The following is a 13771-nucleotide window of genomic DNA, read 5'->3' as shown; positions in this document are numbered from 1 at the left end:
TGGGTGCGTACCTTGCTACCGTGAATTTTGCCAATCAAACTTTGGATCTGGTCATCATCGGACGCTCTATCCTCAGTAGCGTCGCCAACCCTGGTGCGGAGCTGTACCGGGGCCTTATTAACGAATTGGCACACCACGGTCACCGGACCACCTACCTGGAGCCCGTTGAGCTGCGCGGTAAAGCACCACGCGATATGCTGCGGTCACCCTACTGCGAGGTATGGACCTACGACGACGTGGATACCTTACTTAGTGAATATTTACCGGTCATCGCCTCGGCCGATTTAGTGCTGCTTGGCAGCGGACTGCGGGAATGCGACCGCATTGCCTCGTGGATTGCCGAGGAAGCACGGGGGATCAAAATTTACTACGATACTAACTTGTGTCAGACCCTGCGGCATCTGGACGCGGGTAACCACATCCGCGATACCTCCCGCCTGAGCGCCGACACGATTCGCGCGTTTAACCTTTACCTCTCCACCACTGGTGGACCGGCCCTACAGCGCCTTTCCGACGAATTCGGTGTAGCCTGCGTCCGCCCACTTTACGAGAGCATTGATCCCTTCTCCTTCTACCGGATGGATATCGAGGAGAACTATGATCTCGGATTTATCGGCAACTTCAAACCGGAACGGCAGTACCTCTTGGAATCGCTACTGCTCGAGCCGGCCCGCATCACCCCCAACCGGCAGTTTGCGCTGGCCGGGGCGGGCTATCCTTTTGCCTCGATCTGGCCGGAAAACCTGACCTATCTGGAGCACCTGCCGGAGACGAACCGCGTTGATTTTTACAATCGACAGTCGTGCACCCTAATCCTCGGCAAAAGCGACCGCCGTGAATATGGCTACACCCCGCCCCGGCAGTTGCTGGCCGCCGCGGCCTGCGGCGTCCCGGTACTGACCGAAGACTGGGACGGTGTGGATGAGTTCTTTGAAGTAGACCGGGAAGTATTCTGCGTATCCTGCGAGCAGGACGTACTCGATATTTTGTACGGCACGGATGCGGCAACCCGTCGTAAGATCGGAGCCGCGGCCCGGGAGCGGGTTTTATCGAGCCATACGACCGCTCAGCGGGCGCAGCAGTTGCTCGGTTACTGGGAAGAGATCGCCGACTAGCTATTCCTTGACGTACATCCAGTCGTCCTCCGTGCTGTGCTCGGGGGAATATGCATAGTCGTTGACGATCAGCTCTTTCAGGGGCGCTGCCTTGCTTATGCCTTCCAATGTAATTAGGCGCGCCATCATTCCCCGGGCCCGCTTGCCATTATAGGTGATGAACCGAAGCTTTCCGTTTCGCCGTTCCTTGAACTGGACGTTTAGCACTCGACCATCGACACGGTCCAACTGCAGGCTTTTGGTATATTCCTTACTGGCGAGATTGAGCACCAGTCCGGTGCCATCTTGCTTAAGGTCTTCGTTCAGCAGGTCGGTGATCTTTCCGCCCCAAAAGTCATACAGATCGCTACCCCGTTCGGTGTCCAGCTTGGTTCCCATTTCCAGTCGGTAAGCCTGCATGAGGTCGCGGGGACGCAGCAGACCATAGAGCCCGGACAGAATTCGGATCTGTTGGTCCGCGAAATCCAGTTCCCTTTCGTTGAAATCGGCCGCTTGCAAATCCTGGTAGACGTCGCCCTGGAAAGCGAGCAGTGCCGGTTTTCCAGCTACGCCATCCTCAAAAGTCTGAAACCGCTTGTGATTCAGCTCGGCTAATTTTTCACTGATCGACATCAGCTCCATCAAGTCGGCTTCGCTCTTTTTCCGGAGCCCTTGCATGAGCTGCCGGGTATCCTCCAGAAAACGGGGAGACCTGGCCGGTACGTCGACGGCAGACATATCCAGCGTCTTAGCTGGAGATAGAAGAATGAGCATTCTAAATTTTTTCGCGCAGACGCATCAGGTAGCGGCGCTTCAGGTAATAATCTTTGAGTAATTGCAGGTCCGCTTCCGTGACCTCATCCGGATTGTATGCCGCCATGAGGGGGGCTACCTCCCTATTCAGGCTGGACTCCAGTTGGTCGATGAGGCCTTCCACTTTCTGACGAACGGCGGGGTCGTCTTCGAATTCCAGCTCCATGAGGGCCTCGTTGACCTCCATGATTTCCATCAGGAATTCCTGCGGGACTTTATTCTGTCCTTCATCTTCCAGAATACCCTTGATCTCCAGCAAATGACGTAGGCGCTGATCATCATCAGACAGGACCTTGTAGGCCTCGTTATTCAGCGTGCTTTTTTCCAGAATATCCTGTTGGGTAGCCTCATCCTCCAGGGTGTGAAAGTCCGGGTGGAATTGCTTGCTATTCGCGTAGAAGGCCTTCTTCAGCGCGGCCAGGTCTATGCGCGGGGAGGGGTGTAAACCAAAGAACTCGAAGTAATCAGGCATGAATAAAGCTTAGCGGAGATGATTCCATGGGAATATTCCGCAGAGATGAAGGAAGATTAACTATTGATCCAGCGCCAGATATCCAGGCCATTGGCCAGTACGACGAGACCAAGTACAATGACAAAACCGACCATTGTAGCGCGCTCCATAAACTTATCGCTCGGCTTGCGGCCGGTGACGACCTCGTAGAGCAGGAACATCACGTGGCCACCATCCAGCGCCGGAATGGGCAGGAGGTTCATGAAGGCCAGAATGAGCGAAAGCGAGGCGGTCATGTACCAGAACCGTTCCCACACCCACACCTTGCCGAACATGCCACCGATGCTGGCGAATCCACCGAGGCTTTCCGTCACCTTAATGTTGCCGGCAAACATCTGCCCGAATGCCTTGAACTGGTCACCCAGGAAGCTGACGCCCTGATCGATGCCGGCGGGTATGGACTCTAAAAAGCCATACTCCTGGCGCTCGGTGTCGTAAAAGTATTCCGGGGGGGCAACACCGATGCCGATCCGTCCGTCTTCGGTCAGGGTGAGCGGGATCTCACGAATCCGATCGCTGTCTTTGCCTTGAACGCCGAGGGTGACCGTCTGTCCCTTATTCTCCATGAGTACGTCGGTCACCTCATCGAAATAGGGTGTCGGGGTACCATTCACGCTGACGATACGATCTTCTTTCTCCAGGCCGGCGCCGTCAGCCGGACCTCCAGCCACCACTTCGCCCACGACCAGTGGTATACGCATGGTAAACAGGCGGCTGTTCTTGTTTTCGTAGCGGGTCAGAACATCCGTCCACTTCGGGTCGACGTCGACCGTGTAAGGTGCATCGTTGCGGAGCACTTCGATGTCACGGGCGTTATTGATGGCGATTTCACGCAGGACGATCCGGTCGTTGAACCGCTCGAAGGGCACGTTCCCAACGGCCACGATGCGGTCGCCGGATTGAAGGCCGATCTCCTGTCCCAGGCTATCTACCGCAATACCCGCCGTTACGTTTTCCGCGGGGAAGTATTCCTCACCGTAGGCAAACAGCACCATGGCGTAGATGAAGAAGCCCAGGATGAAGTTGACCGTGACGCCGCCGAGCATAATGATCAGGCGCTGCCAGGCCGGTTTGGACCGAAACTCCCAGGGCTGGGGCTCCTGTTCCATCTGATCGGTATCGAAACTCTCGTCGATCATTCCGCTGATCTTGACGTAACCGCCAAGGGGAAGCCAGCCGACACCGTACTCGGTTTCGCCGATCTGTTTTTTGAACAGGCTGAAGCCGGGATCGAAAAACAGATAGAATTTCTCGACGCGGGTGCCGAATAGCCGGGCGGGCAGAAAGTGGCCGAATTCGTGGAGCACGATCAATATGGAAAGGCTCAGGACCAACTGCCCTACGGTAATCAAAGTATCCATGCGGTAAAATTAGCCAACGGGGGGCTAACGCCGTCCCGGAAATAAAGTAACGAGTGGTTTGCCCGATGGTTGAAGGATGAATTAATCGAGGACGTTGCCACAACAACATTTTGTGTTACGAAAACAAGGCCGTAGGTTTGCCGCATAATGACGAATACGACCTTCTATTTCTGGTTTAGCTTTTACCGCCTACCGCAGTAGGGGACGCTGAACGTTTGAATCGAAAGTCACAGCAAAAGCGGTCCCCCCCATCCGGGAGCCGCTTTTTTTATTGCTAACGACCTATGCCACCAACCACCGCCATCGGCCAGCTTCGGGTAAGTATCCAGGGATACGCCGGTGCCTTTCACGAAGCCGCCGCCCGGATGCACTTTCACGACCGCGAAGTCGTGACCGTTCCGGGGCACACCTTCGCCGAGGTGATCACACAGGTGGAGGAAGGGGAAAGCGATGTCGCTTTGATGGCCATCGAAAATACCCTGGCCGGCAGCCTGATGGCCAATTACGACCTGCTCCAGCGGTCCTCGCTCCGCATAACGGGGGAAGTATACCTGCGCATCCGGCAAAATCTCATGGCCCTCCCCGGGGTCAAGATCGAAGAACTGCGGGAAGTGTATTCCCACCCCATCGCCCTGATGCAGGTGCGGGAGTTCTTCCAGGCCTGGCCCAAGATCCGGCTGGTCGAGTCCGCCGATACGGCCCTCAGCGCCCTCCACGTCAAGGAAAAGGGCGATCGTACCCGTGGCGCCGTGGCCGCCATTATTGCCGCCAGTCTCTACGACCTGGAAATCCTGGCGCACGGCATCGAAACCAATAAGCTCAACCATACCCGCTTTCTCGTGCTGGAACGCGGACGGAATACCGATGGTGATTCCGGTGACAAGGTCAGCATGAGCTTCAGTACCAGCCACGAGGCCGGTAGCCTGTCGCGGGTCCTGATGGTCCTGGATGCGTACAAGATCAACCTGACCAAAATTCAGAGTACCCCGATCGTCGGCCGGCCCTGGCAGTATCGCTTTTACGTCGATTTTCTGCTCAACGGCAACATCACCCTGGCCCAGGCCCTGGCCGGTATCCAACCCATTACCAAGGAACTGCGCATTCTGGGCGTGTACCCCGCCGGTGAAAAACCTTAGACCCATGACTTCCGTGCAAACCATCGATCCCATCATACCGGTCAGTGACCGCCTCGGCGATACCCAGGAGTACTACTTCAGCACCAAACTGCGGGAAATCGCCCAACTCCGCGAGCAGGGAAAGGACATTCTCAACCTGGGCATCGGCAGCCCGGATCTGCCCCCCGCGCCCGCCGTCCTGAAAGCCCTGGCCGAATCCGCCGCCCGCCCCGATAGTCACGGCTATCAGCCCTACACCGGTCGCCCGGAGTTACGCCGGGCCTTCGCGGACTGGTACGACCGCTACTTCAGCGTATCCCTCGATCCTGCCAGCGAGTTGCTTCCCCTGATGGGCAGTAAGGAGGGCATCATGCACATCAGCATGGCCTTCCTTAATCCGGGCGATGAGGTGCTCGTTCCCGATCCCGGTTACCCAACCTACCGGTCCGCTACGGAACTGGCCGGCGGTACGGTGCGTAGCTATCATTTAGATGCCGCAAGCAACTGGATGCCAGACCTTAAGGGGCTCGAATCGCAAGGATTAGATAAGGTCAAGATCATGTGGGTAAATTACCCGCACATGCCCACCGGGGCTACCGGTTCCCCTGACTTCTTCGTTCGCTTGGTCGACTTCGCCCGGCGAAACCAAATCCTACTCGTCAATGATAACCCCTACGCCTTCATTCTGACGGATTCCGTACAGAGTCTACTGGCGGTTCCGGGCGCCCGCGAAGTCGCGCTGGAGTTGTCGAGCCTCAGCAAAGCACAGAACATGGCCGGCTGGCGGGTAGGGGTGCTGGCGGGTGCTTCCGTCTATCTGAATACGGTCCTCCGCTTCAAGTCTAACATGGATAGCGGCATGTTTCTGCCCGTGCAGCAGGCCGCGGTCGTCGCCCTCGGGCTGGGTAACGACTGGTACGAACAACTTAACGCGGTGTATCGCCGTCGCCGGGAGATCGCCTTCCGGATCATGGATGCCCTTGGCTGTGCCTATTCCCGCGAGCAGGTCGGTCTGTTCGTCTGGGCGAAGTGTCCTGACGGAACCGATGGCTACGCCGTCTGCGACGCCGCCCTATACGGCAAAGATGTTTTCCTTACCCCCGGCGGGATCTTCGGACCGGCGGGACAATCCTACGTCCGCATCAGTCTCTGTAGCACCGAGAACCAGCTGACTGAAGCGCTGAACCGTTTGGGCGGCGGAGCGCAGGTAGAAACAAACTCGTCGCCGGCATGATCATCGGAATAATCGGCATCGGACTTATCGGCGGATCGCTAGCCATCAGCCTGAAGGAGAGCGGACTGGCGGAACAGGTGATCGGAATGGACGCCAGCCAGGCAAACCTCGACAAGGCGATCCGTCGACGGTTGATCGACGAGGACCTCCCCCTGGAGGCCGGCATTCGCGCCTCCGACGTGATCGTCCTGGCCACGCCCATGGATGCCATGGTCACTTTGCTGCCGCAGTTACTGAGCGTGCTTCGCTCCGATCAGGTTATCGTTGATGTCGGCTCGACGAAGCAAGCCTTGTTGGATACCGTACTGCAGCATCCTAACCGTGGCCGGTTCGTGGCCTGCCACCCCATGGCCGGTACGGAGTTCAGCGGACCCGAGGCAGCCGTTCCCCATCTGTTTGACGGCAAGACTTGCGTCATCGTGGATGCGGAGGACAGCGACGACGACGCCGTGGATACGGCCAAGCGGGTATTCGGCAGCGCCGGTATGCGGTTCACCCATCTGGAGCGCAGTGCGCACGATCTTCACTGTGCCTATGTCAGCCACATCTCGCATATCGCCTCCTTCGCCCTGGCCCTTACGGTGCTGGAAAAAGAAAAAGACGAACAGCGCATTTTCGAACTCGCCAGTTCGGGATTCAGTTCCACGGTGCGCCTGGCAAAGAGTTCCCCCGATATGTGGGTACCCATCTTCCGCCAGAACCGGGATCATGTCCTGGACGTGCTGGACGAACACATCGAGCAGCTATCGCGCTTTCGTACCCAACTCATCAAACGCGACTTCGACGGCTTTTACGACCGCATCCGTCGCGCCAATCAAATTGAAAAAATCTTAAAATAGAAGACCATGGAAATGAAAATAGGAAAGGTAGTCGAGCCTACGCCCGGACGCGGCATCGTCGTCGCCGGACCCTGCAGCGCCGAGACCGAAGGACAGGTTATGCAGTGCGCCCAGGAGTTGGCCAAGCTCAACCAGGTTGACTTATTCCGTTCCGGCATCTGGAAGCCCCGGACACGCCCCGGTAGTTTCGAAGGGGTAGGGAAGGAAGGTCTTTCGTGGCTCAAGCGGGTCAAGGAAGAGACCGGGATGAAAACGACCACTGAGGTTGCAAAAGCCAGCCACGTATACGACTGCCTGAAGGCCGGCATCGACGTCCTCTGGCTCGGTGCCCGCACCACCGTCAACCCCTTCAGCGTACAGGAAGTAGCCGATGCCCTCAACGGCGCCGACGTACCCGTGCTCATCAAGAACCCCATCAACCCCGACCTGGGATTGTGGATCGGTGCCGTGGAGCGTATTTACAAGGCCGGCATCACCCGCATCGGTCTGATCCACCGCGGCTTCAGCTACCACGGGGAAACCATCTACCGCAACGTACCGCGCTGGCAGATGGCCATCGAGATGAAGCGCCGCTTCCCCGACCTTCAGATGATCGTCGATAACAGCCACATCTGCGGCCGCCGCGACCTGCTCGCCGAAGTCGCACAGGAGGCCCTCAATCTCAACTACGACGGTCTCATGACCGAAGTGCATCCCCGCCCCGATGAGGCCTGGTCCGATGCCGCCCAGCAGATCACCCCTGCCGTCTTCGGCGAACTCCTGCAGAATCTCCGCCTTCGCAAGCCCACCGCCGACGAAATGGAAATGGAGCGCCTCACCGAACTACGCCGCCAGATCGACGAAATCGACAACGACCTAATCGGAATGATCGGTCGCCGCATGAAACTAGCCGACTCCATAGGTGAATTCAAAGCCGAACGCAACATCGCCGTCCTCCAGGAAAGTCGCTGGGAAGAAGTCCTCAAAGAAACCAGCAAGCAAGGCAAAGACCATGGCCTGAGCGAAGAGTTCATGCACAGCTACCTGCGGGCTATCCACCAGGAGAGCATCGACCACCAGGACGCTATTGTTAATAAAGTACGGTAAGGGGGGGAGTAGCTCCCTGCGGTCGCTGTTAGTAGGGTAGTCGCTCCCTCAGTGGCGGTGTCACTAACAGCCCTCAGGGCTACTAACCTACTAACCGACGGCGAAGCCGGCGACTCACTAGCGTACTACCCCGACGGCGAAGCCGACGACTACCGTACTACCGTACTACTTCTACTCCATCCCCATAACCAAATCCGCCTCCATAACCTGCGGATCGCCCTTCAGGTGAGGTTTTAGCTTGGACTGAAACGCGGTATGCTCGTCGTCGGCGACGTGTTGCTCGAAGTGGTCGTAGGTGTCCCAGCACTCCATGGTGGCGAAGTGGGCGGGCTTGTCGCGGTCGCGGATGAGGTAGAAGAACAGACAGCCTTCTTTGGCGCGGCTGGCCTTGGCGTGCTCGCGGAAGATGGACTCAAATTCGTCCGGCTTATCCAGTTGAAAGTGGGCCGTAAGATACAGTTGCTTAGACATACGTTCGGTTTTGCTCACCTAACTCCGGACAGGGTAGGGGGTTCATGAAGTGTCATCGCTGATTCCGGATTCTTACAGTCCTTAAGACCTCGGAGTGTCCGCAGGACCTGCGAGTGTCTGGGTCGAAATGTTTTAACCACTGCCATTCCGGACACTCTCGGGACGGCTATCACCGATACCCCGAAGTCCTCCCCCCTGCCATGGTCCTTAAGACCTCGGAGTGTCCGCAGGACCTGCGAGTGTCTGGGTCGTCCTAATCAGACATTAAACCGGAAGTGCATAACATCGCCGTCCTGCACGACATATTCCTTCCCTTCTACGTTGAGCTTGCCATTGTCGCGGGCGCCGGATTCGCTGCCGTAGGTGACGAAATCCTCGTAGTGGATGACCTCGGCGCGGATGAATCCTTTTTCGAAGTCGGTGTGAATGACTCCGGCAGCGCCGGGTGCCTTCGTGCCGCGGGTGATGGTCCAGGCGCGGACTTCCTTTTCACCGGCGGTGAAGTAGGTCACTAAGTCCAGGAGCTCGTAGCTGGCCCGGATGACTTTGTTTACGCCGGGCTCGGTCAGCCCCATCTCTTCGATGAATTCGGCGCGTTCCTCCTTCGTTTCCAGTTCGGCGATGTCAGCCTCGATACTGGCGGAAATCAAAATGACTTCGGCGTTTTCGTCGGCTACGGCGGCCCGGAAGGCTTTGGTGTGCTCGTTACCCTCCTCGATGCTGTCGATGTCGACGTTGCAAACGTAGAGAATGGGCTTGCTGGTCAGCAACATCAGTTCCTGAACTACCTCTTCCCCCTCTTCGGAGGTGTCGAAGCTACGGGCCGGGTTTTCGCTTTCCAGGTGCGCGAGCAGGGCCTCGCCTACCTCTACGATGCGCTTGGCTTCCTTATCGCCACTCTTGGCGGTGCGACGGAACTTCTCTACCCGTTTTTCGACGGTTTCGATGTCCTTCAGGATGAGCTCCGTATCGATGATCATCTTGTCGCGGACGGGATCGACGTCGCCGTCTACGTGCACGACGTTATCGTCTTCGAAGCAGCGCACGACGTGCAGGATGGCGTCGGTTTCTCGGATGTTACCGAGGAACTGGTTACCAAGTCCTTCACCCTTACTGGCACCTTTGATTAGTCCGGCGATATCGACGATGTCGACCGTGGTGGGGATCACCTTTTGGGGATTGACCAGCTCCTCCAACTTATCCAGCCGGGTGTCCGGCACGGTGATGACACCGAGGTTGGGGTCCTTCGTAGCAAAGGGATAGTTGGCGGCTAATGCCTTCGCGGAGGTGAGGGCGTTGAAGAGGGTTGATTTCCCTACGTTCGGTAGTCCGACGATGCCGCATTTGAGTCCCATAGTACGTTCCTTTTGCTAAAGGGCGGCGAAGGTACGACGCAGCGTGCTCCTAAACTAGAAGTTAGGTCCTTTCGGCTGCATCAGTTCTTCCAGGAAATACTGCATCAGGGCCGGCTCGAAGGTGAGGACCAACCCGGAATAGGCCACCAGGCCGAATACGGCCCCCCAAAGGTGCGCATTGTGGCCAATGTTGCCCTGCCCCTGTTTGTCGGCGTAGTGGGAATACAGGATGTATCCAATGCCGAGAAGAATAGCCGGCAGTGGCGGAAAGATGAACCAGTTCCAGGGCCCGAGCATAATGTAAGGCCACAGCATGGCGGCGACACCGCCGGAAGCGCCCAGGCTGGCGTACATGCGATTGTCCTGGTGGCGCAGGTAATCCGGAATACTGGCGGCTACGATCGATACGCAGTAGAAGATCAGAAATGCCAGCTTACCGAAGGTGGGGCCAAAGAGGTAGTTGGAAAAAACCATCTCGGCCGTCTGCCCGAAAATGTACAGGGCATACATGTTGAAAAGCAGGTGCTGAAAGTCACCGTGGACAAATCCGTGGGTGAGAAAACGGTAATATTCCCCCCGGTCTTTGATGGCCGCCGGTAGAAACATCAGCTTGCTCTTCAGCTCCGGATTATTGAAAGCCTGCCAGGAGATCAGGACGGTAATAATGATGATAATGATCGTCATGGGATGTATTTCGGTCGATCGGGCTATCTTTCCCGCATAACCATCATCAATGATCTACCGCACGCTATTGTTGCCCTCCGTACTAATTATAAGCCTCGCCTTCGCGAGCTGCGCAGAGCAGGAAGGCCCGGTCGAGACTCCCCAAACTATGAGCGCATCCGCCGATCCGGGCCTGGCCCACACCGTTTACTTCTGGCTGCAGGATACCCTTTCACAAGCTGACCGCGAAAGCTTCGAGGAGGGTGTTCGCAGCCTCGAACAAGCCCCGACCGTACGCCGCCTTTTCCTCGGCACGCCGGCCGCCACCCCCTCGCGTGGCGTAGTCGATAACAGCTTCGACTATACGTTGATCCTGTGGTTCGACGACGTCGACGGGCATGATGCCTACCAGGTATCGCCTACCCACCTTAAATTCGTTGAGGACCACGAAGCCAAGTTCAAGGAAGTCCGCGTTTACGACCACAACAGCCTATAGGGCCGCTTCCCGCATTTGCCGCAGTACGTCTCGTTGCTCGGGACTAACTTTCTCCAGCCGCCGTTTTCGGTACCAGCTAACCAGGGTGTCCACCTGGTGCAGGGACCACTTTGCCGTCATCAGCGCAACGACCAGGTATATCTTCCAGGGCCACGATACGACAAACAGGAGCGGCACGTACAGCAGGGTGCCCACCGCGACGGCGGCGAACCGGACCGGGCTGTAAAATTCAATCGTCTTGGGTCCTCGCAGCGCGATGGCTTCGCCCAGTAACCACAGCGGTAGTAGGGGTGCGAGCAGCACCAGGGCGACCAGCGTGCGATAAGGAAAGCGATCCGGTGCTTCAACGGTGAGGTCCTCGTCCCGCAGTCCCAGGCGTTGGAGTTGGGCGGCGTAGCGCAGGATTAAAGCAGGATCAGCGGGCGGAGTATTGGCTACTCGTTCTTCCACTTCCAATTGCTTGCCGGAGTGTGTTACACCGACCGGAATGGGCTTCAGGTTATTACGGGCAATCGTCAATCGCAGCTCACCCGTCGGATCCACGATTTCCTCCGGCAGTTGCACGACGTGCTGGGAAAGGGCCGCTCGTAGGGCTTCGGTCAGATTCCGTATGCCCTCGGCTTCGTTGCGGCGGTATTCACTCAAGTAATCACTCGTGCGTAGGGGTTCTCCGCAGCGGATCATGACCGTCGACCGGCAGCGTTCCGCGGCGGTAAAATTGACCCCCACCGGGACGATGTAGACATCTCCGAGCGTGGTGTGGCGGTCCAGGGCACCGAGCGCAATCCGGGCGGTACCCTTCCGGAGGGGGCGCAGCCGCTTTTCGTGAATGCACCGGCCTTCCGCCAGAATCATGATGGCCTGGCATTTGCTCAGGGCGCGGTAGCACTGATCGAAGGTGTCGTAGTTCCGCGTCAGTTTACCGTAGCCACCATCCTGGATCCGGTAAACCGGTAGAATATTCAGGGCCCGCAGCGTTAGCGTAGCCAAGCGGGATTTGTAGAGATCGCCCCGGGCCAGAAAGTGGAGGGTCCTGCGCTGAAAACACGCCAGGAGGCAGGGCTCGATGAAGGCCGTCGGATGGTTGGCCGCTAAGATGACAGCGGCATTGGGCGGAATATTGGCCAGCCCGGTAATGTCGATGTTACGGTAGTAGTAGCTCAGGACGTAACGAGCCACGGGTCGCACCAGATGGTAGAGCATCTACAGGTCATTGCGGCGGGCTGCCAGTAGGTAAAGGACCGACATCCGTACGGCCACCCCGTTTTCAACCTGCTGGAGGATGATGCTGTGCTCCGAATCGGCCACTTCCGTATCAATCTCGACCCCCCGGTTGATCGGTCCGGGGTGCATGATGACGATGGGCTTATCGAGCCGGTCGATCCGTTCCTTGGTGATCCCGAAGTAGCGATTGTATTCGCGTAGGCTGGGGATGAACTTCGTGTCCTGGCGTTCCAGCTGGATACGCAATACGTTGGCCACGTCGCACCAAGCGAGGCTGTCCTGCACGTCGTGGCTGACCTCCACGCCGAGGCTGCCAATGTGCTTTGGGATGAGGGTAGGGGGGCCGCAGACGCGAACGTGGGCACCCAATCGCTGCAGGCAGAAGATGTTGGACAGGGCTACACGGGAGTGGGTGATGTCACCGAAGATGCAGACCCGCTTGCCGCGTAATTCGCCCCCCAGCGCGTCGCGCATGGAATAGGCGTCCAGCAGCGCCTGAGTAGGGTGCTCATGGGTACCATCACCGGCGTTCACGATACTGGCATCGATCTTATTCGATAGGAAGTGATGGGCACCGGGAGCCGGATGGCGCATGACCACCATGTCGACCTTCATGGCCAGGATGTTATTGACCGTATCCAGCAGACTTTCTCCTTTCTTGACCGAGGAACTGGATGCACTGAAGTTGACGGTATCCGCGCTCAGGCGCTTCTCGGCCAGTTCGAAGCTGATGCGCGTGCGGGTGGAATTCTCGAAGAAGAGATTGGCGATGGTGATGTCGCGCAGACTGGGCACCTTCTTAATGGGGCGGTTGATGACCTCCTTGAACTCCCGGGCGGTATCCAGAATAAGCTCAACATCGGCCGGGGTCAAATACTTGATGCCGAGAACGTGCTTTGTCGAGAGTTGCTGAACGGAGGCCATGTAGGGAATTAGGATCCGAGAAGTAATATTTGGTCGGTGCCGTGGGTTTCCTGCCACTGTACGTCGACGTATTCGTCCGTCAGCGTGTCCACCAGTAGGCCACGGTAGTTCGCCTGGATGGGCAAGGTGCGACGGAAACGGCGGTCTACCATGACCAACAATTCTACCGCGGAGGGCCGGCCGTAATGATTAAGGGCCGTCATGGCACTCAGTACGGTACGGCCGCTGAAGAGCACGTCGTCAACCAGAATGACCCGACGATCCTCTACCAGGAACTCGATTTCCGTCGGATATGCTTTGAGGGGACCCTGTTTGGTCCGGAAATCGTCGCGGTAGAAGGTGATGTCCAGCTTTCCGAAGGGTAGGTCGGTGACACCCAGTTCGCGCAGCCGCCGGTGCAGGCGTTCGGCCAACTGTACACCGCCAAGCTGTATGCCGATGAGGCAACTATTGGCAAAGTCCCCGTGCTCCTCGATGAGGTGGCGGCACAGTCGTTCGATCGTCAGGGCGAATCGGTGGCTGTCGTGTATGGTCCGGGCATCGGTCACGGCGCGAAGGTAGGAAATAAGGCATTACAGCATATAC

General features: G+C 57.6%; 15 protein-coding genes. 6 read left to right on the top strand and 9 right to left on the bottom strand.

Going from position 1 to position 13771, the window contains the following annotated elements; translation table 11 throughout:
- Nucleotides 1–20: 20 nt before the first annotated feature.
- Entirely contained in the window at nt 21–1115 is a 1095-nt protein-coding gene (locus DRW39_RS16610; RefSeq protein ID WP_116108193.1) for a glycosyltransferase, read from the top strand.
- On the opposite strand, the gene yaaA is transcribed toward DRW39_RS16610, so the two are convergent.
- Genes yaaA through rseP form a run of 3 tightly spaced genes read right to left on the bottom strand, consistent with a single transcriptional unit; the run spans nt 1116 to nt 3779 of the window.
- The gene (gene yaaA, locus DRW39_RS16605; RefSeq protein ID WP_116108192.1) at nt 1116–1868 is read right to left on the bottom strand and encodes a peroxide stress protein YaaA; all 753 of its coding nucleotides are present in this window, start codon (nt 1866–1868) and stop codon (nt 1116–1118) included. It lies immediately after the preceding gene.
- A 1-nt stretch (nt 1869) separates the two neighbouring features.
- Nucleotides 1870–2379 carry an iron-sulfur cluster co-chaperone HscB C-terminal domain-containing protein gene (locus DRW39_RS16600; RefSeq protein WP_116108191.1) on the bottom strand — a complete coding sequence of 170 codons (510 nt, stop codon included), beginning with the start codon at nt 2377–2379 and terminating at the stop codon, nt 1870–1872.
- 56 nt (nt 2380–2435) lie between these two features.
- The gene (gene rseP, locus DRW39_RS16595) at nt 2436–3779 is read right to left on the bottom strand and encodes an RIP metalloprotease RseP (RefSeq protein ID WP_116108190.1); all 1344 of its coding nucleotides are present in this window, start codon (nt 3777–3779) and stop codon (nt 2436–2438) included.
- Nucleotides 3780–4063: 284 nt separating this feature from the next.
- Here rseP and DRW39_RS16590 point away from each other — a divergent pair, with 284 nt between their 5' ends.
- From DRW39_RS16590 to DRW39_RS22535, 4 genes are read left to right on the top strand one after another with little or no spacing between them, the layout of a single operon-like run.
- Nucleotides 4064–4915 carry a prephenate dehydratase gene (locus DRW39_RS16590; RefSeq protein WP_116108189.1) on the top strand — a complete coding sequence of 284 codons (852 nt, stop codon included), beginning with the start codon at nt 4064–4066 and terminating at the stop codon, nt 4913–4915.
- A gap of 4 nt (nt 4916–4919) precedes the next feature.
- Entirely contained in the window at nt 4920–6128 is a 1209-nt protein-coding gene (locus DRW39_RS16585) for a pyridoxal phosphate-dependent aminotransferase (protein ID WP_116108188.1), read from the top strand.
- The gene (locus tag DRW39_RS22540; RefSeq protein ID WP_198664921.1) at nt 6125–6967 is read left to right on the top strand and encodes a prephenate dehydrogenase; all 843 of its coding nucleotides are present in this window, start codon (nt 6125–6127) and stop codon (nt 6965–6967) included. The genes DRW39_RS16585 and DRW39_RS22540 overlap by 4 nt, the downstream gene beginning before the upstream one ends.
- 6 nt (nt 6968–6973) lie before the next feature.
- Nucleotides 6974–8053, top strand: coding sequence for a chorismate mutase (locus tag DRW39_RS22535; protein WP_232830173.1), 1080 nt, complete (start codon nt 6974–6976; stop codon nt 8051–8053).
- Between the two features lie 171 nt (nt 8054–8224).
- On the opposite strand, the gene DRW39_RS16575 is transcribed toward DRW39_RS22535, so the two are convergent.
- From DRW39_RS16575 to DRW39_RS16565, 3 genes are all read right to left on the bottom strand, one after another.
- The gene (locus tag DRW39_RS16575) at nt 8225–8524 is read right to left on the bottom strand and encodes a putative quinol monooxygenase (RefSeq protein ID WP_116108187.1); all 300 of its coding nucleotides are present in this window, start codon (nt 8522–8524) and stop codon (nt 8225–8227) included.
- A gap of 257 nt (nt 8525–8781) precedes the next feature.
- Nucleotides 8782–9879 (bottom strand): redox-regulated ATPase YchF, encoded by a 1098-nt coding sequence (ychF, locus tag DRW39_RS16570; protein WP_116108186.1) that lies wholly within the window; start codon nt 9877–9879, stop codon nt 8782–8784.
- 54 nt (nt 9880–9933) lie between these two features.
- A complete protein-coding gene (locus DRW39_RS16565; RefSeq protein ID WP_116108185.1) occupies nt 9934–10563 on the bottom strand; it encodes a rhomboid family intramembrane serine protease in 630 nt (209 codons plus the stop codon).
- Between the two features lie 49 nt (nt 10564–10612).
- Here DRW39_RS16565 and DRW39_RS16560 point away from each other — a divergent pair, with 49 nt between their 5' ends.
- Nucleotides 10613–11038 carry a Dabb family protein gene (locus DRW39_RS16560; protein ID WP_116108184.1) on the top strand — a complete coding sequence of 142 codons (426 nt, stop codon included), beginning with the start codon at nt 10613–10615 and terminating at the stop codon, nt 11036–11038.
- On the opposite strand, the gene DRW39_RS16555 is transcribed toward DRW39_RS16560, so the two are convergent.
- The 3 genes from DRW39_RS16555 to pyrR are packed head-to-tail and all read right to left on the bottom strand — an operon-like array spanning nt 11033 to nt 13734.
- Nucleotides 11033–12241 (bottom strand): 1-acyl-sn-glycerol-3-phosphate acyltransferase, encoded by a 1209-nt coding sequence (locus DRW39_RS16555; protein WP_116108183.1) that lies wholly within the window; start codon nt 12239–12241, stop codon nt 11033–11035. The genes DRW39_RS16560 and DRW39_RS16555 overlap by 6 nt on opposite strands.
- Nucleotides 12242–13186 carry an aspartate carbamoyltransferase catalytic subunit gene (locus DRW39_RS16550; protein WP_116108182.1) on the bottom strand — a complete coding sequence of 315 codons (945 nt, stop codon included), beginning with the start codon at nt 13184–13186 and terminating at the stop codon, nt 12242–12244.
- 8 nt (nt 13187–13194) lie between these two features.
- A complete protein-coding gene (gene pyrR / locus DRW39_RS16545; RefSeq protein WP_198664920.1) occupies nt 13195–13734 on the bottom strand; it encodes a bifunctional pyr operon transcriptional regulator/uracil phosphoribosyltransferase PyrR in 540 nt (179 codons plus the stop codon).
- Nucleotides 13735–13771: the final 37 nt, after the last annotated feature.

The sequence above is a fragment of the Lewinella sp. IMCC34191 genome, from assembly GCF_003390935.1.
GTDB lineage: Bacteria > Bacteroidota > Bacteroidia > Chitinophagales > Saprospiraceae > Neolewinella.
The sequence above is the reverse complement of the archived record's forward strand: the minus strand, read 5'-3'. Positions and strand labels throughout refer to the sequence as shown.

Coding starts and splice junctions, on each gene's coding strand:
- DRW39_RS16575 (WP_116108187.1), bottom strand. CDS start 8,524: ATGTCTAAGCAACTGTATCTTACGGCCCACTTTCAACTGGATAAGCCG.
- DRW39_RS16590 (WP_116108189.1), top strand. CDS start 4,064: ATGCCACCAACCACCGCCATCGGCCAGCTTCGGGTAAGTATCCAGGGA.
- DRW39_RS16555 (WP_116108183.1), bottom strand. CDS start 12,241: ATGCTCTACCATCTGGTGCGACCCGTGGCTCGTTACGTCCTGAGCTAC.
- yaaA (WP_116108192.1), bottom strand. CDS start 1,868: ATGCTCATTCTTCTATCTCCAGCTAAGACGCTGGATATGTCTGCCGTC.
- rseP (WP_116108190.1), bottom strand. CDS start 3,779: ATGGATACTTTGATTACCGTAGGGCAGTTGGTCCTGAGCCTTTCCATA.
- DRW39_RS16600 (WP_116108191.1), bottom strand. CDS start 2,379: ATGCCTGATTACTTCGAGTTCTTTGGTTTACACCCCTCCCCGCGCATA.
- DRW39_RS16550 (WP_116108182.1), bottom strand. CDS start 13,186: ATGGCCTCCGTTCAGCAACTCTCGACAAAGCACGTTCTCGGCATCAAG.
- DRW39_RS16560 (WP_116108184.1), top strand. CDS start 10,613: ATGATCTACCGCACGCTATTGTTGCCCTCCGTACTAATTATAAGCCTC.
- DRW39_RS16565 (WP_116108185.1), bottom strand. CDS start 10,563: ATGACGATCATTATCATCATTATTACCGTCCTGATCTCCTGGCAGGCT.
- DRW39_RS22535 (WP_232830173.1), top strand. CDS start 6,974: ATGGAAATGAAAATAGGAAAGGTAGTCGAGCCTACGCCCGGACGCGGC.
- ychF (WP_116108186.1), bottom strand. CDS start 9,879: ATGGGACTCAAATGCGGCATCGTCGGACTACCGAACGTAGGGAAATCA.
- DRW39_RS22540 (WP_198664921.1), top strand. CDS start 6,125: ATGATCATCGGAATAATCGGCATCGGACTTATCGGCGGATCGCTAGCC.
- DRW39_RS16585 (WP_116108188.1), top strand. CDS start 4,920: ATGACTTCCGTGCAAACCATCGATCCCATCATACCGGTCAGTGACCGC.